The following is an 18,441-nucleotide window of genomic DNA, read 5'->3' as shown; positions in this document are numbered from 1 at the left end:
CTGCCAGGATGCGCCGTAGCTCAACACACAAAGGAGTTTTCGAATGATCAAGTCAATCGCCATCGCGCTCGCCCTGACGGCGGCACTGGCCGGCCCGGTTGGAGCCAAGGAGGCCCATCGCGCCGGCGAGAAGGCCGCCAAGGTCACCCTCGTCTATGAGCATGAACTGCCGAATGCCCCCGGCAAGAGCATCAAGGGCATCCTCGTCGAATATGGCCCGGGCGGCTATTCGGAGGCGCATACGCATCCAAGCTCCGCTTTCATCTATGCCACCGTTCTGGAAGGCTCCATCCGCAGCCAGGTCAACGACGATCCGGTCAAGGTCTACAAGGCCGGCGAGAGCTTTTCGGAGATGCCGGGTGATCGCCACAGCGTTAGCGAAAACGGCAGCGAGACGAAGCCCGCGAAGCTGCTGGCGGTGTTCGTGGTCGATAGCGCCCAGAAGGAATTGACCTATCCGGCCAAGAAATAGGGGCGCAAGGCCGGTCGCCCTTCCTCGCGTCCGGCCCTGCCGCCAGCCAAAATACTGTCGGTGAGCCCATGTTCGGCGATCACCATTTCCTGGCCCTGGTCTCGATCAACCTTCTCGGGCTTGCCGGCATCGTGTCTGGTATTTCCAGGGCCGTGGGCGTCCCATGGCACGCCTGAGGCCGCGAGAAGCGCGCCTGCTCCAGGACCTGGTGGTCGCCGCCATCTATCTCGGCGTGGCGCTGTCGATAACGGGCGCCCGGAACGATGCGGGCATGGCTAGCCGCCTGCATGCCGGCGACGGGAGACCGGCCGCCCGCGACGGTCATGCGGCCACGTTCATCCGGCGCGCTCTAGCACCCATTCGAAGCTGTTTTTCCAAAGCTCCGCGGGGATGTCGAGCGCCAACGCTTCGGTGAGGTCGGAAAGCCTGACGGCGCGCAATTTTGCGCGCCAGGCCTCATCGGCCTCCCACATGATGCGCGCCACCGGGCAAGGATTGCTTTCGCAATAGCCCTGGGGACGACACGGATTGTTCTCGCGGATATTGTTGCAGACAAACGTCCGCGCCTTGCCCTCAACCGCCTCCACGATGTCGAGGAAGGTCAGCTCTGCCGGCGTCCGCGCCAACCGGTATCCACCCGACGGCCCCAGCGTCGTGTGCACCAGTCCCGCCTGCGACAGGCTTTGCAGTGCCTTGGAGAGATATTCCTTGGGAAGGCCGTGGAACTCGGCAAGCGCTTTTGTGGAGAGATACCGCCCCTCGGGCAGACCGGCGAGAATGGCGCAGCAGTGCAGTGCCCATTCGACTTGGCTTTTCAGGATCATCCACGGGTTCCCGGGCCGGTACCGACCGACCTATTAAGGATAAAAAGTATCCCTATTCCACCGTGGTGTAAACAGAGACGGATTCTGGCGGGAGCCAGATCCGTCAGCGCATGCGCTCAGGCTCCGGAATGCGGATCGATGCCGTAGGGGTGGACGGGGTAGCCGGGTCCGATGGCATCGCGCACGCGCTCCGTCCATACGGCGAACGCCGGATAGTCCGCGAGCGAAAAGCCGCAATCCCCAGCGCGGTGGCTGTAGGCATAGACGGCGATGTCGGCGACGGTGAAGTCGCTGCCGGCGAGGAACGGCGTCTCGCCGAGGCTGCGGTCCAGGGCGGCGAGCGTACGGGCTCCGGCTTCGCGTTTTCCGGCAACCATGGCCTGGTTGCGCTCGAGCCGTCCCGTCAAGGTCCAGAAGCGCAGCGAGCCGATGACGGGCTCGATATTGTACTGTTCGAAGAACAGCCATTGCATGACCTTGGCACGCCGATAGCGGTCCGACGGCAGGAAGGACGTGCCTTCGGCGAGGTAGGTGAGGATCGCATTGGATTCAGCAATGGCGCTGCCGTCTCGGAGTTGAAGTACGGGAACAGCGCCTGCCGGGTTGAGCGCCAGGAAGGCGTCGGTATGGCTCTCGCCCTCGAAAATCGAGACGGGATGACTGTCGTAGGGAATCTCAAGCAATCCGAGCAGGACCCGGACCTTCCAGCCGTTCTGCGATGGCAGATAATCGTGGAGCGTGAGCATGACCGGTCCTCATGATGGATCAACGATCGCATGGCGCAGCGCCGGCCGACACCCGATTCCTGCGCAAACCAATCCATGCAATCGATCGCACAATGACTGCGATCTCCGCCGCCTAATAAATCAATTCCCTCCGTGCCATCTTCGCTTCGATGATCGGCAGCCACAAAGGCATGACAGATGAACACCCATTCCGACAAAGTCGCCCTCGTCACAGGTGCCAATCGCGGCATCGGTCAGGAAACCGGCCGGCAATTGGCCAAGCTCGGCTTCACCGTACTGCTCGGCGTGCGCGATATCGCCAAGGGCGAGGCGGCGGCCAAGGCGCTCGATGGCCATGTCGAGGTCATCGCGCTCGATGTCGCCGCGCCTGACGCGGCTCAGACGGCAGCCGAAGAGGTGCAGCGGCGGTTCGGCCGGCTCGACGTGCTGATCAACAATGCCGCCATCCATTACGACACCGGCTCGCGCGCCTCGCGGCCCGACTGGACCGTCATCCGCGAGGCGTTCGAGACCAACGTCTTCGGCGCCTGGCGGGCGGGCGCCGCCTTCGCGCCGCTGCTCGGGGCGGGCGGCCATGGCCGACTGGTCAATGTGTCGTCCGAAGGCGGTTCGCTGGCCTCAATGGGGGCGGGGGCGCCGGCCTATTCGACCTCGAAGGCGACGCTCAACGCGCTGACGCGCGTGCTGGCGGCGGAGCTGCGCGGCTCCGGCGTGCTGGTCAATGCCGTCTGCCCTGGCTGGGTCGCCACCGACATGGGCGGACCGGGCGGACGCCCGGTCGCGCAAGGGGCGGCCGGCATCGTGTGGGCCGCGACCTTGCCGGACGACGGCCCGACCGGCGGCTTTTTTCGCGATGGCAGGAGATTGCCGTGGTGACGGCGGGACTGCCGTGGTGACGGCGGGACTGCCGTGGTGACGGCGGGACTGCCGTGGTGACGCCGTGCAGAATTCCTCGACCGCGTTCTACCCGGATTCCACCCAGATCCGTCATCAGAACTTTGCCGCCATCCAGCAAGGGCAAGACATGCTGCGCGAGGGCGGACCGCTCGCGGCATTGCTCGCAGGAAAAAGCCGACCTTTTCGTGACGGTCTTCAAGGGTGATGACTGCTCGTCACTGGTTGAGGTCGACCGGTGTCACACCGAGGAGCTTCAGGGCGTTGGCGTAGGTCCGGATGCCTTGCGCCTGTTTGCTCTCGGCACAGAACCGGTTCGCCTTGTCCTGCAGTGCCGTTGCCTGCGCGATCTGGCTCGCACTGGCACCCGGCCTGGTCCTGGTCTGGATGGCGCCGTCGAGTTGAAGACCGAGCCGGCTGCAATATTCGCTTCGGGTGACCGCCGCCTCCGCACCCGACTGTGCGACCGCGAGCATGGCCAGCGAAATGCCTGCTAGGGCACTCATCCATCCGGTCGAATGTCGTTGCATCGCGGGCAGCATCCCTTTGCATTGGTGGCGACCGCTGTCCGGTTGCCACGAACATGTTATGCCCGACGATGTTTTCCTCAGTTTTTCCCGGATGTTGAATCTTGTTTCTGGAGTGTTTCTGGCGGTCGGGATCACACCTCGTCGGCGTCGAACAACAGCATCGTCAGATCGTCGTCGCCTGGAGCCAGTATCCGCCGGTCGGCGGCGCAGGCGACGCCGACTTCCGAGGCGAAGGCGGCGCGGATGTCTTCGAGGCTGTCGAAATACAATGTTCCCACCAGATAAGGCATCTCGCCCGCCGAGAGCTTGACGATGGGCCGCCTGCTGACATCATAGCGCCGCAGCCCGGGAAGCTTCTTGGCAAGCGGTATGTGAACGTCGAAATAGTGGCGGTCGAAGGCGGCCGGATCGGCCGGGGTTTTGTAGATCACGAGCATCTTGGCCATTGCCATGGTCCTGTCCTGTTGGCGTTTCTGGTCTGGCCGTGCAGGCCACCGCGCCAAAGTCGTTCGAGAAGGGCGGATTTCGACCGCCCGCCGATTTTTCATGGACGCCGGCAGGCAGGAGCAGCCATGCAAACCGCCGATTTCCGCCAGTTGAGGAAATCGGCGCCTCGTGCTCCGCCAGGCATCTGCGGCGCTTCTGCCTCTTCCCCTGGCATCTTCATTCGCGTAAGGGCGCGGGCAAATCCTCCAATCTCCTTTGAGCCTCCCGGATCACCATGATCAGACTTGAAAACATCGGCAAGCAGAACGGCCGTCAGCTTGTCTTCATCGAGGCGTCGGCCACGCTGCAGAAGGGCGAGAAGATCGGCCTCGTCGGGCCGAACGGCGCCGGCAAGACGACCTTGTTTCGCATGATCACCGGCCAGGAGCAGCCTGACGAGGGCCAGGTGCAGGTCGATCGTGGCGTCACCATCGGCTATTTCAGCCAGGATGTCGGCGACATGGCGGGCCACAGCGCGGTCGCGGAAGTGATGAACGGTGCTGGGCCAGTGAGCGACGTGGCGGCCGAAATGGCGGAACTCGAGGCTGCGATGGCCGACCCCGACCAGGCCGACCGGATGGATGAGATCATCGAAAAGTATGGCGAGGCGCAGCATCGCTTCGAGGAACTCGACGGTTATGCGCTGGACGGGCGCGCCCGCGAGGTGCTGGACGGTCTGGGCTTCAGCCAGGAGATGATGGACGGCGACGTCGGCAAACTCTCGGGCGGCTGGAAGATGCGCGTGGCGCTGGCCCGCATCCTGCTGATGCGGCCAGACGCCATGCTGCTCGACGAACCGTCGAACCATCTCGACCTGGAAAGCCTGATCTGGCTGGAGCAGTTCCTGAAAGGCTATGACGGCGCGCTGCTGATGACCTCGCACGACCGCGAGTTCATGAACCGAATCGTCAACAAGATCGTCGAGATCGACGCGGGATCGCTCACCGCCTATTCCGGCAATTACGAATTCTACCAGCAGCAGCGGGCGATCGCTGACAAGCAGCAGCAGGCTCAGTTCGAACGTCAGCAGGCGATGCTGGCCAAGGAGATCGCCTTCATCGAGCGCTTCAAGGCGCGTGCCTCGCATGCCGCGCAGGTGCAGAGCCGGGTGAAGAAGCTAGACAAAATCGACCGCGTCGAGCCGCCAAAGCGCCGCCAGGTGGTGAATTTCGAGTTCCAGCCGGCGCCGCGCTGCGGCGAGGACGTCGTCACATTGAAGAACGTGCACAAGGCCTATGGCAGCCGCACCATCTATGAAGGGCTCGACTTCCAGGTCCGCCGCCGCGAGCGCTGGTGCATCATGGGCGTCAATGGCGCGGGGAAATCGACGCTGCTGAAGCTGGTGGCCGGCGCTTCCGATCCCGATACCGGCACGGTGGCGAGGGGACCGAGTGTGAAAATGGGCTATTTCGCCCAGCACGCCATGGAGTTGCTCGAAGGCGAGCGCACCGTGTTCCAGACGCTGGAGGATAATTTTCCGCAGGCCGGCCAGGCGCCGCTTCGGGCACTTGCCGGCTGTTTCGGCTTTTCCGGCGACGAGATCGAGAAGAAATGCCGGGTGCTGTCGGGCGGCGAGAAGGCGCGGCTGGTGATGGCGCTGATGCTGTTCGACCCGCCCAACCTCCTGGTGCTGGACGAACCGACCAACCATCTGGACATCACCACCAAGCAGATGCTGATCGAGGCGCTGTCGCAGTATGAAGGCACGATGCTGTTCGTCTCGCACGACCGGCATTTCCTGGCCGCGCTGTCGAACCGCGTGCTCGAACTGACGCCGGAAGGCATCCACACCTATGGTGGCGGCTATACGGAATATGTCGAGCGCACTGGACAGGAAGCACCCGGGCTGAGGAGCTGATTTCCAGTTTCAAAATGTGCGCCGGAGCGCGTCGCACGGTCATGGCGACGCGCTTCACGCCACGAGGCTTATCTCAGCGAGATGGCGAGCCCACTCAGATCGGCGTTGACCTGCAGGCCAACCTGTCGGCCCGTGAGTTCAAGCTGGGCGCCCTTGTCGTTGGTCATCACGATCACCTGGGCGCCTTTGCCGAGCGTGCCGCCGCCGCCGGCGGCGCCGTATACGCCAGTCACATCCCGGACGCGCTTGATGTGGCGCACGGTGCCCTGGAAATAGGTCTTGGAGACCCCGAAGGCGAGGCCGCCCGAGACGCCGCCGATCGAGATCGGGTATTTGCGGCCATGGAAAGTCAGCGTGCCCTCGCCACCGGAGCCGCCGACAAAGAAGGCCGCCTTGTAGACGGAGAAGCGGATTTTACCGCTGTCGGCATGCGCGGCGCTGGCCAGGCTGACGCCCGCAGCGGCGATCGCGGCAATGGCGATTGAACGAAATCCGGACGAAATAGTCATGATGGGAACTCCTGAAGATGTCCGCCTTGCCCGCCGGCAAGAATGTCAGCGTCGTATCAAGTTACAACTGAACAGTCTCGCCCATCATTGGTTCCCAGCTGCGGTCCAAATCTGGCGACGGGCGGCCCCCAGGAAACGAGGCCGGGCTCTCTGGTCGCAACGCTCCCCTTGTGAGATGAAGGCGTCCATGTACTCTCCACGGTGGTTGGCAAAGGGATTCTGCATGAAAATTGCGGTGGGGCTTGCAACGTCCGCATTGGCCGCGACGATGGCCGGATGCGCGACCTCTCCAGTCGATTACGGAGCCTCTCTTTCGCAGCAGGACCAGAAATGGGCGTCGCCGCAATGCCAGCAAGCTCGAGCGGCGGCTTCGGACTACGCGGTCCGCGAAAAAACGCATCCGGGTTGGGAATTCGTTGCACTTGGCCCGTATGGATTGGGGATCATAGCGGCTACCAAGGAGCACGAGCAGAAGCAGCGAAAGCTGCTCGCCCGCGACGTCCATCTGCAATGTTCGAGCCTTCCCCTGCCCAAGGAATTGCAGGGCGATATCGGCGCTGCCGGCCCCGGTAAGGCGCAATATCCGTAGACGGGAATGGGGCGCGAGCGCGATCCTCGCCGGAAAATCGTTTTCCTGGGGTTGCTCTACCGCAGCAATCCTTCCGCCTCGAACGTGTCCCAGCCCTCGAGCTTTGGCGCATCGTCTTTTCCCGAATTCCTGGTCTTGCGGGCGTTGCCCGTCCGCTTGCCTGCTCGCGTCAGCGCGGCCTTGCCAGCTCCGCGCCTCCTGTTTTCGGATGTTTCCCGCGCGTCCTCCTCCCGCCAGGCGGTCGCCAGGTCACGATCAAGGACGTCCTCGATGTGGCGTGGATCGAAGACATGGAAGGTCACGGCCTTGGATCGCCCGCGCATCTTCACGGTGCGCGTGCCGATGCTTTTCAGGCGACCGTCCCTGAGCCACCTGTGCCGCTCGCGCGACGAGATGGTGAGAATGTCCTCCGCTTCTCGCGGAAGCACGGCCAGCGCTTCGATCCCCTCCAGCGTCCTGGAGATGGTCGCCGAGGCGGCCCGGAACGCATCCGCGTCGGCTTGCAGCATGCGCAAGACGATGCGGCCGGTCTCGGCCTTGGCAAATTTCCTCACTGTCCAGGGTAGCCTGGCTCGTACTTCGCGTTCGATCCCTTTCAGGCGCAAGGAGGAGCCAAGCGTCGCAGATGGCGGCAGCGGCCATTCGGCAACCATTGACGCGGTGCTCGCGCCTTGCTCGGCCCTCCGGTCAGGGGTGGTCGCAATCGCCGCTGCGATGCCACCTAGGACCTTCCGCAGGGAACCACGCCGCTTGGCTGCAGGTTTCATCTCTCATCTTCGCTCGTCAGGTGCCTGCCGTGCAACGATCGTTCGCACAACAGACAACCGAAACCAGGCTCGATCAGTTCCCCCTGGCATGGGACCCGGCGGGTGTTCGGTTTCATCGGCGGGGCAGTTGGATTCGCCGCCCGACGGACACGCTTCATCGGGTTCGCCAAACCACCGCGCCGCGGCCTTGGCAATTCCCTCGAGGTCCGGATCAGCGTCGGTGGCCCTGGGGCCGCCACCGCAGCCAATAAGCCAGCGCGCGCGAAGTGTCTCGCCGCCGGCGCGGACGGTCGTGCTCATCCGACTGCTCGAAGTCCTCGACTCCGAGGCCGCGCCTGATCTCGGCGCTGATCGCGCTTGCCCGCGCGGCGAGAAGGGTTGCGATCGCCTTCATGTCGGACGCGACGGGCGCTTGAGCAGCGTCCGATGTCGTCGCGGGGATCTCGTGCACGAAGCCGAAGACCAGAACTTTCCCGGCGAAAGGAATTCGCTGGCGAAAGGAGTTGGGCTTGCCAAACCAACTCTGCCTTTTCCGACACGGGCTATATAAGGGGGTGGCGATTGATGCGCAGCAGGGTGCAATCAGAGGGCACGAGGACGGTTCCGAACAACAATGGCCAGGCGTTTTGCGTTTCTCCTCGTTCGCGACTTCACGCTGTCGCCGCTATCGTTGTTCATCGACACGCTGCGGCTGGCGGGCGATGAGGGCGACCGCAGCCGCAGGATAGAGTTCGACTGGGAGATCGTCGGCGAACGCGGCCTGCCGATCCGGGCAAGTTGCGGCGTCGAATTGCTGCCGACCGGGGGGATCGGCAACCCCGAGGATTTCGATAACGTGGTCGTGGTCGGCGGCCTGCTCGACACAAACCGCAGCCTGAGTTCCGAGAAGGAGGCGTTTCTTTTGCGTGCCGCCGGCAAGGGAGTGCCGCTGACGGCGCTCTGCACGGGAAGCTTCGTGCTGGCGCGCTACGGGTTGCTCGACGGCTACAGCGCTGCCGTCAGCTGGTTCCACATCAAGGATTTCCGCAGCCGGTTCCCGGAGGTCAACGCGCATGCCGACAGCCTTTTTACCGTCGACCGGGGCCGCGCGACATGCGCGGGCGGCACGGGTGCCGCCGACCTCGCGGGCCATTTCGTGTCCCAGTTCATCGGCCAGAAGGCGGCCGAGAAGGCCGCCAAGATCCTGGTGCTCGACCGGATCAGGAGCAGCCGCGACGTGCAGCCCGTCGGCGACCTGTTTCCGGCGGCGTCGAGCCGGGCGGTGAAGCGGGCCTTGCTGTTGATGGAGAGCAACCTGCAGGAGACGCTGTCGGTGGCCGAGATCGCAAGCCGCCTGAACTGCTCGCGGCGCCAGCTCGAACGGCTCTTCGGGTTGGAACTGGGAATCGGCCCGATGGCGGCATATCTGGCGCTCAGGGTGCATCATGCGAAGTCGCTGCTGGAAGGCAGCGACTTGCAGATCGGCGACATCGCCTACCGCTGCGGCTTCACCAATGCCGGCCATTTCAGCCGTGTGTTCCGCCAGCAGACCGGCATCACGCCAACCCACCTCAGGCATCCGAACCGGGCAGTGGCGGCGGGAGGATAATTGTCAGTGACGGCCTGGTCGTGTCGCATACTCCGCCTGGCCGATTGCGTCGGTGCAGAAGCTGGCCATAGCATTGCGACGAGCGGCGGTGCCGCCGCCGCCTTGACGGTCAAATTCGCCAGCGAGAGCCATGCCGCATTATCCCGACGCCATGCCTGGATCAAAGAGCCTCTTCGAGCGCGCCAAGAAGGTGATGCCGGGCGGCAATACGCGCACCACCGTCTTTGTCGATCCGTTTCCGATCTATGCCGCGCGAGGCGAGGGGTGCAGGGTCTGGGATGTCGACGGCAACGTCTACTATGACTGCATCAACAATTTCACGTCGATGATCCATGGCTACACGCATCCCGATGTCGCTGCCGCCGTGGTCGAGCAACTGCCGTTCGGCACGGCCTTCGGCGCCCCGACGCTCAGCGAGATCGAGCTTGCCGAGCTTCTCGTCGACCGGCTGCCCTCCGTCGACCGGATTCGCTTCACCAACTCCGGCACGGAGGGGGTGATGATGGCCATCAAGGCCGCGCGCGCCTTCACCGGGCGGCCGAAGATCGTCAAGATCGAAGGCGCCTACCATGGGTCGTATGATTTCGCCGAGGTGAGCCTGGACAGTTCCCCGTCCAATTGGGGCGACATGCCAAGCTCGACGCCTTACGCAAAGGGAACGCCGCGCGGGGTGCTGGACGATGTGATTGCCGTGCCCTTCAACGATGTCGAGGCGCTTCGCGCCGTCTTCGCCACCCAGGGCGACAGCATAGCAGGCGTGCTGATCGATCCTATACCCAATCGTGCCGGCCTCATCCCGGCACGCCGGGACTATCTGCACGCAATGGTCGAGATCGCCTGGGCGGCCGGGGCCCTGATTGTCTTCGACGAAGTCATCTCGTTTCGCCTTGGCTGGTCGGGCGCGCAGGGGTTGTGGGGCATCGAGCCCGACCTGACCGCGCTCGGAAAGATCATCGGCGGCGGCTTCCCCGTGGGCGCCGTTGGCGGGCGCGCCGATGTCATGGCGGTGTTCGATCCGACCAGGGGCAAGCCCGCTCTTCCCCATGGCGGCACGTTCACCGCCAATCCGGTGACCATGCGGGCCGGGCTCGCCTCGATGCGGGCGCTGACGAAGGAGAGCTTTGCCCATCTCGATACACTGGGCGCATTCCTGCGCGAAGGGGTGTCCGCCTCGTTCGACAGGCATGGCCTTGCCGGCCAATGCGTGGGCCTCGGTTCGCTGTTCAAGGTTCATTTTACCTCGCATCCGGTTACGGACTATAGATCCGTCTATCCGGGCCATGCCGAGCACCGGAGGTTCGATACATTCCACAAGGGCTTGCTCGGCCGCGGCGTCCTGTCTGCCAGCTACGGCCTGTTCGCGCTCTCGACGCCCATGACACAGGCGGACGCGCGCAGCATTCTGCATGCGATCGACGACACCCTGGGCGAGATCGCCGCGCAGCGTGGATCAGGATGACGTTTGGTCGATTCGCCTCCCTATCTCTTTGTCGAAGCATGAGCTCTGGAACATCGGGGATCATGCCTGAAAGCAGGTGACCCTATATGACAGCTTCCCTCCATGTCGTGGTGATCGGTGCGGGCACGCTGGGCCTATGCACGGCGCTCAACCTCCTCGAACAGGGCGCGCGCGTGACGGTGCTGGAAGCGCAGTCGATCGCTTCAGGCTCGAGCGGCAGGTCGGTCGGCGTTGTCGGGTCGCAATTTACCGATCCGTTCGAGATCATGCTTCGCGTTCAATCGTTCCGCCGGTTTCGCCAGTGGGAGGGGCAGGGGCTTCAATTCAACCACATCGGTTATCTTCGGCTCGCGCGCACGCCCGCGCAGATGGAGCTGTTCGCGAAATCAGTCGAGATTCAGGGCGGGGCCGGCCTGAAGTCGCGCCTGATCCGTGCGAACGAACTCAGGGACCTTGTTCCCCACCTCAGCCCCGACGGGCTCGAAGGCGGTTTGTTCGGACCCGACAACGGCTTTCTCGATCCCTATGACATGTGCAATTTCCTGGCGCGGATCGTCCGCGAAAAGGCCGGCGACATTCACCAGTACCGCAAGGTGCTCGGGGTGGGAAGGCGGCCAGGCGGCTACAGGCTGGAGACCAATGGCGATCCGGTCGAATGCGATGCCGTGGTCAACGCAGGCGGCGCCTGGGCGCCGCGGGTCGCCGAGCTCTTCGGCCAGCGCCTGCACATATGGCCCGAGCGCCATGAGGCGGTCGTCATCCATCTGGACAGGCCGCTCGACTATACGATGCCGATGGTCATGGACCTCGTGGACGGCGAGGGCAGCGGCCTTAATTTCCGCCACGACAAGCCAGGCGCGCTGATTGCCGAGATCCACAAGGTGACGTCCATCGCTCCCGAGGATCCGGACAATTACAACGACCAGTGCGAGGAGCAATCGAAGGTCCACCTGGCCGAACTGCTGCTGGAACGGCTGCCCGATCTGCCGGGCGCGCGGCTTGGCCGTGGCTGGGCCGGCCTTTATCCTGTCACGGCCGATCATCGGCCGCTCGTCGGACCGATCGATGCCTCGGAACCGGCATTGGTCACCGCCGCCGGCGCCGGAGGCTATGGCATCCAGCTGGCGCCGGCGATCGGGCAGATCGCGGCGGATTGGGTTCTTCAAGGCGCGCCGGCTTCAGTGCCCGGAGCCGGGAGCCTTGCACCCACGGCCGAGCGCAACATCCGCAAAGTCGATCACTGACCGGTGCGAGTTGAAACCAGACCGGCGCTGCCGGAATTGCGCAAAACAAGCGTTTAGAGCCCCGATGGGGATCTGCAGACCCACGCCTTCAGGCGGCTGGGATCTGGGCTGTTGCGCGAGACGGCACGGGGTGGCTGAACCGCACCAAGCGCCCGCGACCTTCAGGAAATCCGCTTCCCGGCCCCGTCCAGCAGCACGCAGCCGTCCGGGGCAAAACCCAATTCGATCGTCTCGCCTTCGCGAAGCACGCGGCCAGTGATCGGTGTATTGGCGCGGAGGCTGGTCTTGCCGCCGATGTCGATCTCGTAGATCGCGCTGCCGCCCAGATAGGAGGCCGAGATCACGCGGCCGGACAGCCGATTGGCGCTCGTTCCAGCACCGACCGAAAATTTCTGCGGCCGCACCACGACGGTGACCTTGCTGCCGTCGGCAAGCGGCCTTGGACAAGCCACGCTGACCGTCTGGCTGGTGCCAAGCACCACCGTTACCGTTCCTTGGCCGGACCGGCTCACGGTCCCTGCAAGCATGTTGGCCTTGCCGAGGAAGTCGGCGACGAAGGCTGTCGCCGGCGCCTCGTAGACCTCCTCCGGAGTGCCGATCTGCTCCACCGCGCCCGCGTTCATCACCACGATGCGATCCGACATGGAAAGGGCTTCTTCCTGGTCGTGCGTGACGAAGATGGCGGTGATGCCGGTTTCCTTCTGGATCTTCTTGATCTCGACGCGCATCTCCTCGCGCATGTTGGCGTCCAGCGCCGACAACGGCTCATCCAGCAGCAGCACCTGCGGCTCGAAGACGATGGCGCGGGCGAGCGCGATGCGCTGCTGCTGCCCGCCTGACAGTTGCGACGGCAGCTTCTTCTCGCTGCCCGGCAGCCGCACCATTTCGAGCGCCTTGCCGACCTTGCGCACGATCTCGGGCTTCGGCACGTTGCGGTACTTCAGGCCGAAGGCGACGTTGTCGAATACGTTCTTGTGCGGGAAGAGCGCGTAGCTCTGGAAGACCAGCCCGATGTTGCGCTTGTAGATCGGGACGTCGTCGACGCGCCGCCCGTCGATCATGATTTGGCCGCCCGAAATATCGACCAGGCCGGCGATGGAGCGCAGGATCGTGGTCTTGCCGCAACCCGAAGGCCCGAGCAGGGTGACGAAGCTGCCCTTGCGGATCGAGAGCGAGAAATCGCGCACCGCGACGAACTTGCCGTAGGCGATGTCGATGTCGCGGAACTCGACCGCCGGGCTGTTCGCCTCGGCGGCCGCGCTCGCGCCGGCTGCCCCGGCCTGAACAGGCCGGGGATGGAGTGTCGTTTCCTGGCTGTCAGGCACCCTTCGAGATCCTGTTCCACTGCTTGGTCCAGGCGTCCTCGTTGGTCGCCCAGTAGGTCGGATCGGCAAAGGTCAGCGACTTCATCGTGCCCGTCTTGTCGAATGCCGGCAGCTTCTCGATCTTCTCGGTCAGCTTGACCTTGTTCGGATCGAGCGACGGCGGATAGCTCTGGCCTTCGGCCACCGCGATCGAGGTCGCCGGGTCGAGCATGAAGTTGATGAGTTCCTCGCATTCGGCCATGGGCGAACCCTTCAGAATCAGCATGTCCTCCATCCAGGCGTAGGAGCCGGCCGGATCGAGATAGCCGATAGGATGGCCCTGGTCCTGCAGCGCGGCGACGCGGCCCGACCAGGCATCGGTCACCACGATCTCACCCTTGGAAAGCAGGTCCATCAGCTCCGCGCCGGAACTCCAGAACTTCTTGGCGAGGTCGCGCGTCTCGCGCACCTTGGCCCAGATGGCGTCCATGTCCTTGAGGTTGTTGGGGTCCTGCCCGGTGGCGAGCGCCGCATACCAGACGCGCGTCGTCATGTCGGAATAGCCGCCGACCTTGCCGGCATATTTCTTGTCGAGCAGGAGCCCGGCGCCCTTTTCCTTGGCTTCCTCAGGCGAGATCACCTTGGTGTTGTAGGCGATGCCGGTGGTGCCGTAGTCGTAGGGCACGGCCGATAGCTTTGGCGTCAGCTTGCGGAACGGCTCGATCATCGGCTGCAGCACGTTCGCCATGTTGGGAATGTTGGCCTCGTTGATTTCCGAGGTCAGGCCGGCGTTCACGTATTTGATGTAGTAGTTGACGCCGGAGGAATGGATGACCTGGTAGTCGCCGGGCTTGGCGGTCTTGATCTTGGTGATGATCTCGTCCTCGTCGCCGAACGTGCCCTGGACCACCTTGATCTTGGTCTTGGTCGTGTAGGGCTGGAAGGCGAACTTGTCGATCGCATCCTGCACCGTGCCGCCCCAACCGTCGAAGCGAACCTCCTGGACCGCGGCGAGCGCCCGGCCCATCCAGGGCATCGAAAGGCCCGCCGATGCTGCCGCGGCTGCGGTCAGCGTCAGGAACGTGCGGCGGCTCAGGTCGCCATTGGCGTATCGATCGTGCAGCCGTTCCAGCCGCTTGGTGGTGGTGAGTTTCATTGTATTTCCTCCTTTGGTTCGCCACGTCTTCTCAGTTTTGTCAGGCTTTGCAGGATCAGGCCACCGATCAGCGGGATGCCGACGGTCACCAGGATCATCACGGTGCCGAGCGCGTTGATCTCCGGGCTGATCGAAATCTTGAGCATGGAAAGGATCTGGGTCGGCATGGTCTCGACGCCGGCCGGCCGCCAGAACAGGCTGGCCGAGGTGTTGTCGAACGAAATGGTGAAGGCGAGCAGGGCGCCGCCGACAACGGCCGGGATGAGCAGCGGCAGCGTGATCTCGCGGAAGGACGAGTAGCGAGAGGCGCCAAGCGACAGTGCCGCCTCCTCGTAGACGCGCCGGATGCCGATCATGCGCGCCTGGGCGATCAGCACCACATAGGGCACGGCGAGCAGGATATGGCCAAGCACCAGGAGCAGCATGGTCCTCGGCTGGTCGATGGCCTTGATCAGCACCAGCAGGCCGACGCCGAGGATGGTTTCCGGCACCAATGCCGGCAGGATCACCAGCGTGCTCAGCGCCTGCTTGCCGCGAAATTCGAAGCGGACCAAGGCAAACGCCGTGGTGACGCCGATGGCGGTGGTGACGATGGCGGTGACCAATGCGATCCACAAGGATGTTCGAAAGGCAGCCAGCACCGCCTCGTTGGCCATCAGCTTGCCGTACCATTGCAGGCTGAAGCCGGTCATCGGGAAGCCGCCGAACATCGAGGCGTTGAACGACAGGACCACCGTCGCCACGATCGGCGCGAACATGAAGACGTAGACGCAGACCGTGACAAAGCCGGTCAGCCGCCAGGCCCATCTCCCTTCCTGCCTGCGCCGTGTTCCCCTCATCCTGCAAGCCCCGTCATCCGCCAAGCCCTTTGACGATCTGCGACATGCCCATGTAGCGCGTGTAGACGGCGGCGAAGAAGCCGAGCACGATGAACAGCACGATCGAAAGCGTGGCTCCCATCGGCCAGTTCAATTCGCCCATGATGGTGTCGTAGATCAGGTTGCCGAACAGAGCGTCGCGGCCCGAGCCGAGAAGCTGCGGCGTCACATAGCTGCCGGCGGCCAGCACGAAGCAAAGCAGCAGGCCCGCCGCCAGGCCGGGCAGCGACAGCGGCAGCGTGACCTCCCGGAACGCCTGCGCACTCGTGCAGCCCATCGAGCGGGCCGCCGAAATCAACGTGCGATCAATGCTCTCCAGGCTGACATAGACGTTGAGGATCATGTAGGGCAGCAGGAAGTGCAGCATGCCCAGGATGACCGCGCCTTCGTTGTAGAGCATCTGCAGCGGCTCATGGATGATGCCCATTTTGAGCAGCGCGACGTTGATGACGCCCTGTTCCCCCAGGATGTTGATCCAGGAAAAGGTGCGGATGGTGAAGCTGATCCAGAACGGCACGATCAGCAAAAGCAGCAGCAGCCATTTGTGCTTGAAGGTCGTGGCCCAGATGAAATAGGCGGGGAAGTAGCCGAGCACGCCGCACAGCAGCGCCGTCATGGCTCCGACCCTCAGCGTCTTCAGGAGGAAGCCGTGATAGTAGCTGTCGGTGAGGAATTCGTGCCAGTTCGCGGTCGTCAGCGCGCTCGTTTCCACGCCGGCGGTGACAAAGGTGAAGAAGGTATAGCCGGCCATCACGGCGATCGGCAGCACTAGGAAAAAGATCAGCAGCAAGAGCACCGGCGCGACCAGCATCCAGGCCAGCCGTGGATCATACAATGTCCATCGTCGTTTCATGAGCACCCGGTGCGCTCTCTTTGAAGCGCCTGTTTTGTTCCCGGGCCAAGATTGAGGGATTGCAGGCGCGATGTCCACAGTCGGCGATTGAGCCAGCGGACTTCAGTGTCGCCGGGTGCGAGAGATGCCGAAATTTGTCGGGAGACGGGGTCGCCACGCAACCCCGTTCGACCACACGTCGGGAACGGCTGGCCGGCGTCTCCTCAGCCCTTCGAAATACCGCGCGCGAGCAGCCGGGCGAGGCGCTCCGAAAACGCCCTTGCGTCGGCCGGCTTGTCGCCGTCGAGGACGCGCGCCTCGTCGTAGAGAAGGTGGGCGGCATCCTCCTTGAAGGCCTGTTCGTCTTCGCCGAGGCTGGCGAGTGCCAGGACGCGCTGGTGGCGGGGGTTGATCTCAAGGATCGGTTTGGCCGTCTTGTCGAGGCGGCCGGCGGCGTTGAGCAGCCGCTCGAACTGCCGGTCGGGACCGTGTTCGGGCGCCACCAGGCAGACCGCGCTTTCGGTCAGGCGGTCGGAGGCCTTCACGTCCGACACTGCATCGCCAAGCGCCGCCTTGACGAAGGCCAGGAAGCCATCGACCTCGGGCGCCGCCGCCGCATCCGGCTTGTTCGCCTCGTCGAGCAGCGGGATCTCGGAAAGTTCGGCCACGCCCTGCGTCACCGACCTGAACGGTTTGCCGTCGAATTCGGGCGCCATCGACGTCCAGAAACTGTCGACCGGGTCGGTGAGCAGCAGCACCTCGATGCCGCGTGCCTTGAAACCTTCGAGCTGCGGCGAGGCTTCGAGCCGTGCACGGTCGTCGCCGGCCATGAAGAAGATCGCCTTCTGCCCTTCCTTCATCGCCGAGACGTAGTCGGCAAGGCCGCGCCAGCCTTCGCCGGAGGCGGTTGAGCGGAAGCGGGCGAGCTTCAAGAGCTGCTCGCGCCGCTCATGGTCCTCGTAGAGTCCTTCCTTGAGGACGACGCCGAAGTTTTCCCAGATTTTCGCATAGGCCTCGGTCTCGTTCTCCGCCAGCTTGGCGAGATCGCCAAGCACGCGGTTGGTCAGGCCCTTGCGGATCGCGGCCAGCAGCGGGCTTTCCTGGATCATCTCGCGCGAGACGTTGAGCGGCAGGTCGGCGGAATCGACCAGGCCGCGCATGAAGCGCAGGTAGCGCGGCAACAGATCGGCATCATCGGTGATGAAGACGCGGCGCACATAGAGCTTCATGCGGCCCTTCCGGTCCTGATCGAACAGATCGAAGGGACGCGAGCCGGGCACGAAGGCCAGCACGCTATATTCCTGCCGGCCTTCGGCGCGGAAATGGATGGTGGCGGCCGGCTCGTCATACTGGCCGGAGACGCCGCGGTAGAAATCGGTGTATTCCTCGGGCTTGATCTCGCTTTTCGGCCTGACCCAAAGGGCCGTGCCATCGGCAATGTCGCGCGCCTCGGCACCGGGCTTCTCGATGAGCGTGATCGGCACCGGCACATGGCCCGACTGCGACTTGGCCAATTGCTCGAGCCGATAGGATCCGGTGTAGGACGTGGCGTCGTCCATCAGATGCAGCACGACGCGGGTGCCGCGTTTGGGCGCTGCTTCGAGCGGGGCGGGCGCGATCTCGTAGGAACCCTTGCCGTCGGACGACCAGCGCCAGGCTTCTTCGCTTCCCGCCAGGCGGCTGATGACGTCGACGCGGGTCGCGACCATGAAGGCGGAGTAGAAGCCGACGCCGAACTGGCCGATGAGCTGCGTGTCCTCGCTCGAATTGCCGGCGCCGACGCGCTCGATGAAAGCGCGCGTGCCCGAGCGCGCGATCGTGCCCAGCGCCTCCGTCATGTCGTCGCGGCTCATGCCGATGCCGTTGTCCTCGACGGTGATCAGCTTGCCGTCGGGATCGGCTGAAATCGAGATGCGGGGCTTCGGATCGTCGGCCAGCAATTCGGGGCGACTGACGGCCTCGAAGCGCAGCTTCTCGCAGGCGTCGGCGGCGTTGGAAATCAGTTCGCGCAGGAAGACGTCCTTATCGGAATAGACCGAATGCACCATCATGTGCAGCAGCCGCGAAACATCCGCCTCGAATGCCTTGGTTTCCGTCGCTTTCGTGTCTGTCGTCATTCCGAGTTTCCCACGCTTTCATCCGCCCGTCGCGCCATGCGCGATCAGGACTTCCTTTCACCAATTTTCAACTGTGCTGGCAACTGCCGTCAGCAAGGCCAACGCGCCGACAATATCGTGATGGGATGCTGGGGCCGCAAGGGGGTGGAAACGGTGCTGACGACGAAACAGCCAATCTCCCCCGCGAA

19 protein-coding genes and 1 pseudogene are annotated in these 18,441 nt (G+C 64.0%); 9 read left to right on the top strand and 11 right to left on the bottom strand.

The features are described 5' to 3' along the window. Nucleotides 1–43: 43 nt before the first annotated feature. Together FJ954_RS23475 and FJ954_RS32115 are read left to right on the top strand one after the other, a co-directional pair. Nucleotides 44–472, top strand: a complete 429-nt coding sequence (locus tag FJ954_RS23475; protein ID WP_140663463.1) for a cupin domain-containing protein — start codon at nucleotides 44–46, stop codon at nucleotides 470–472. 68 nt (nucleotides 473–540) lie between these two features. Further along, a pseudogene (locus FJ954_RS32115) lies at nucleotides 541–725 on the top strand (hypothetical protein); the annotation flags it as partial. Between the two features lie 82 nt (nucleotides 726–807). On the opposite strand, the gene FJ954_RS23465 reads toward FJ954_RS32115, so the two are convergent. Next, nucleotides 808–1,296, bottom strand: coding sequence for an Rrf2 family transcriptional regulator (locus tag FJ954_RS23465; RefSeq protein ID WP_015316869.1), 489 nt, complete (start codon nucleotides 1,294–1,296; stop codon nucleotides 808–810). Between the two features lie 116 nt (nucleotides 1,297–1,412). Then, on the bottom strand, nucleotides 1,413–2,042 hold the full coding sequence (locus tag FJ954_RS23460; protein ID WP_140663462.1) for a glutathione S-transferase family protein: 630 nt from the start codon (nucleotides 2,040–2,042) through the stop codon (nucleotides 1,413–1,415). A 177-nt stretch (nucleotides 2,043–2,219) separates the two neighbouring features. On the opposite strand from FJ954_RS23460, the gene FJ954_RS23455 reads away from it, so the two are divergent. Together FJ954_RS23455 and FJ954_RS31680 are read left to right on the top strand one after the other, a co-directional pair. Beyond that, complete coding sequence (locus FJ954_RS23455; protein WP_140663460.1) at nucleotides 2,220–2,918, top strand: SDR family NAD(P)-dependent oxidoreductase; 699 nt, start codon at nucleotides 2,220–2,222, stop codon at nucleotides 2,916–2,918. 64 nt (nucleotides 2,919–2,982) lie between these two features. Beyond that, nucleotides 2,983–3,144 (top strand): hypothetical protein, encoded by a 162-nt coding sequence (locus FJ954_RS31680; RefSeq protein ID WP_181177904.1) that lies wholly within the window; start codon nucleotides 2,983–2,985, stop codon nucleotides 3,142–3,144. Between the two features lie 10 nt (nucleotides 3,145–3,154). Here FJ954_RS31680 and FJ954_RS23450 read toward each other — a convergent pair whose 3' ends face one another. Both FJ954_RS23450 and FJ954_RS23445 read right to left on the bottom strand, forming a co-directional pair. Further along, nucleotides 3,155–3,442 (bottom strand): hypothetical protein, encoded by a 288-nt coding sequence (locus tag FJ954_RS23450; RefSeq protein WP_140663458.1) that lies wholly within the window; start codon nucleotides 3,440–3,442, stop codon nucleotides 3,155–3,157. A 155-nt stretch (nucleotides 3,443–3,597) separates the two neighbouring features. Beyond that, nucleotides 3,598–3,912 carry an EthD family reductase gene (locus FJ954_RS23445; RefSeq protein ID WP_140663456.1) on the bottom strand — a complete coding sequence of 105 codons (315 nt, stop codon included), beginning with the start codon at nucleotides 3,910–3,912 and terminating at the stop codon, nucleotides 3,598–3,600. A 275-nt stretch (nucleotides 3,913–4,187) separates the two neighbouring features. Here FJ954_RS23445 and FJ954_RS23440 point away from each other — a divergent pair, with 275 nt between their 5' ends. Next, nucleotides 4,188–5,810, top strand: coding sequence for an ABC-F family ATP-binding cassette domain-containing protein (locus FJ954_RS23440; protein WP_140663454.1), 1,623 nt, complete (start codon nucleotides 4,188–4,190; stop codon nucleotides 5,808–5,810). 68 nt (nucleotides 5,811–5,878) lie between these two features. Here FJ954_RS23440 and FJ954_RS23435 read toward each other — a convergent pair whose 3' ends face one another. Then, nucleotides 5,879–6,319, bottom strand: a complete 441-nt coding sequence (locus FJ954_RS23435) for a hypothetical protein (protein WP_140663452.1) — start codon at nucleotides 6,317–6,319, stop codon at nucleotides 5,879–5,881. Nucleotides 6,320–6,542: 223 nt separating this feature from the next. Between FJ954_RS23435 and FJ954_RS23430 the strand changes: the two genes are divergently transcribed. After that, on the top strand, nucleotides 6,543–6,908 hold the full coding sequence (locus FJ954_RS23430; protein ID WP_140663450.1) for a hypothetical protein: 366 nt from the start codon (nucleotides 6,543–6,545) through the stop codon (nucleotides 6,906–6,908). 56 nt (nucleotides 6,909–6,964) lie between these two features. Here FJ954_RS23430 and FJ954_RS23425 read toward each other — a convergent pair whose 3' ends face one another. Then, nucleotides 6,965–7,675: a hypothetical protein gene (locus FJ954_RS23425; RefSeq protein ID WP_140663448.1), complete on the bottom strand. Its 711-nt coding sequence runs from the start codon at nucleotides 7,673–7,675 to the stop codon at nucleotides 6,965–6,967. 613 nt (nucleotides 7,676–8,288) lie between these two features. Between FJ954_RS23425 and FJ954_RS23420 the strand changes: the two genes are divergently transcribed. From FJ954_RS23420 to FJ954_RS23410, 3 genes are all read left to right on the top strand, one after another. Beyond that, a complete protein-coding gene (locus FJ954_RS23420) occupies nucleotides 8,289–9,263 on the top strand; it encodes a GlxA family transcriptional regulator (RefSeq protein ID WP_015316877.1) in 975 nt (324 codons plus the stop codon). Between the two features lie 130 nt (nucleotides 9,264–9,393). After that, nucleotides 9,394–10,722, top strand: coding sequence for an aspartate aminotransferase family protein (locus FJ954_RS23415; RefSeq protein ID WP_140663446.1), 1,329 nt, complete (start codon nucleotides 9,394–9,396; stop codon nucleotides 10,720–10,722). Nucleotides 10,723–10,808: 86 nt separating this feature from the next. Then, nucleotides 10,809–11,966, top strand: coding sequence for an FAD-dependent oxidoreductase (locus FJ954_RS23410; RefSeq protein WP_140663444.1), 1,158 nt, complete (start codon nucleotides 10,809–10,811; stop codon nucleotides 11,964–11,966). Between the two features lie 161 nt (nucleotides 11,967–12,127). Here the strand turns inward: FJ954_RS23410 and FJ954_RS23405 are convergent, their stop codons facing one another. The 5 genes from FJ954_RS23405 to htpG form a co-directional block, all read right to left on the bottom strand. Then, on the bottom strand, nucleotides 12,128–13,291 hold the full coding sequence (locus FJ954_RS23405; RefSeq protein WP_140617952.1) for an ABC transporter ATP-binding protein: 1,164 nt from the start codon (nucleotides 13,289–13,291) through the stop codon (nucleotides 12,128–12,130). Beyond that, nucleotides 13,284–14,426, bottom strand: coding sequence for an ABC transporter substrate-binding protein (locus FJ954_RS23400; protein WP_140617953.1), 1,143 nt, complete (start codon nucleotides 14,424–14,426; stop codon nucleotides 13,284–13,286). Before FJ954_RS23400 ends, FJ954_RS23405 begins: the two co-directional genes overlap by 8 nt. Next, nucleotides 14,423–15,265, bottom strand: coding sequence for an ABC transporter permease (locus FJ954_RS23395; RefSeq protein ID WP_140663442.1), 843 nt, complete (start codon nucleotides 15,263–15,265; stop codon nucleotides 14,423–14,425). The genes FJ954_RS23400 and FJ954_RS23395 overlap by 4 nt, the downstream gene beginning before the upstream one ends. Before the next feature lie 13 nt (nucleotides 15,266–15,278). Then, on the bottom strand, nucleotides 15,279–16,157 hold the full coding sequence (locus tag FJ954_RS23390; RefSeq protein ID WP_140617955.1) for an ABC transporter permease: 879 nt from the start codon (nucleotides 16,155–16,157) through the stop codon (nucleotides 15,279–15,281). Between the two features lie 203 nt (nucleotides 16,158–16,360). Then, nucleotides 16,361–18,253 carry a molecular chaperone HtpG gene (htpG, locus tag FJ954_RS23385; RefSeq protein WP_140663440.1) on the bottom strand — a complete coding sequence of 631 codons (1,893 nt, stop codon included), beginning with the start codon at nucleotides 18,251–18,253 and terminating at the stop codon, nucleotides 16,361–16,363. Nucleotides 18,254–18,441 lie beyond the last annotated feature (188 nt).

This window comes from Mesorhizobium sp. B2-3-15 (genome assembly GCF_006442875.1).
Lineage (GTDB): Bacteria > Pseudomonadota > Alphaproteobacteria > Rhizobiales > Rhizobiaceae > Mesorhizobium > Mesorhizobium australicum.
The sequence above is the reverse complement of the archived record's forward strand: the minus strand, read 5'-3'. Positions and strand labels throughout refer to the sequence as shown.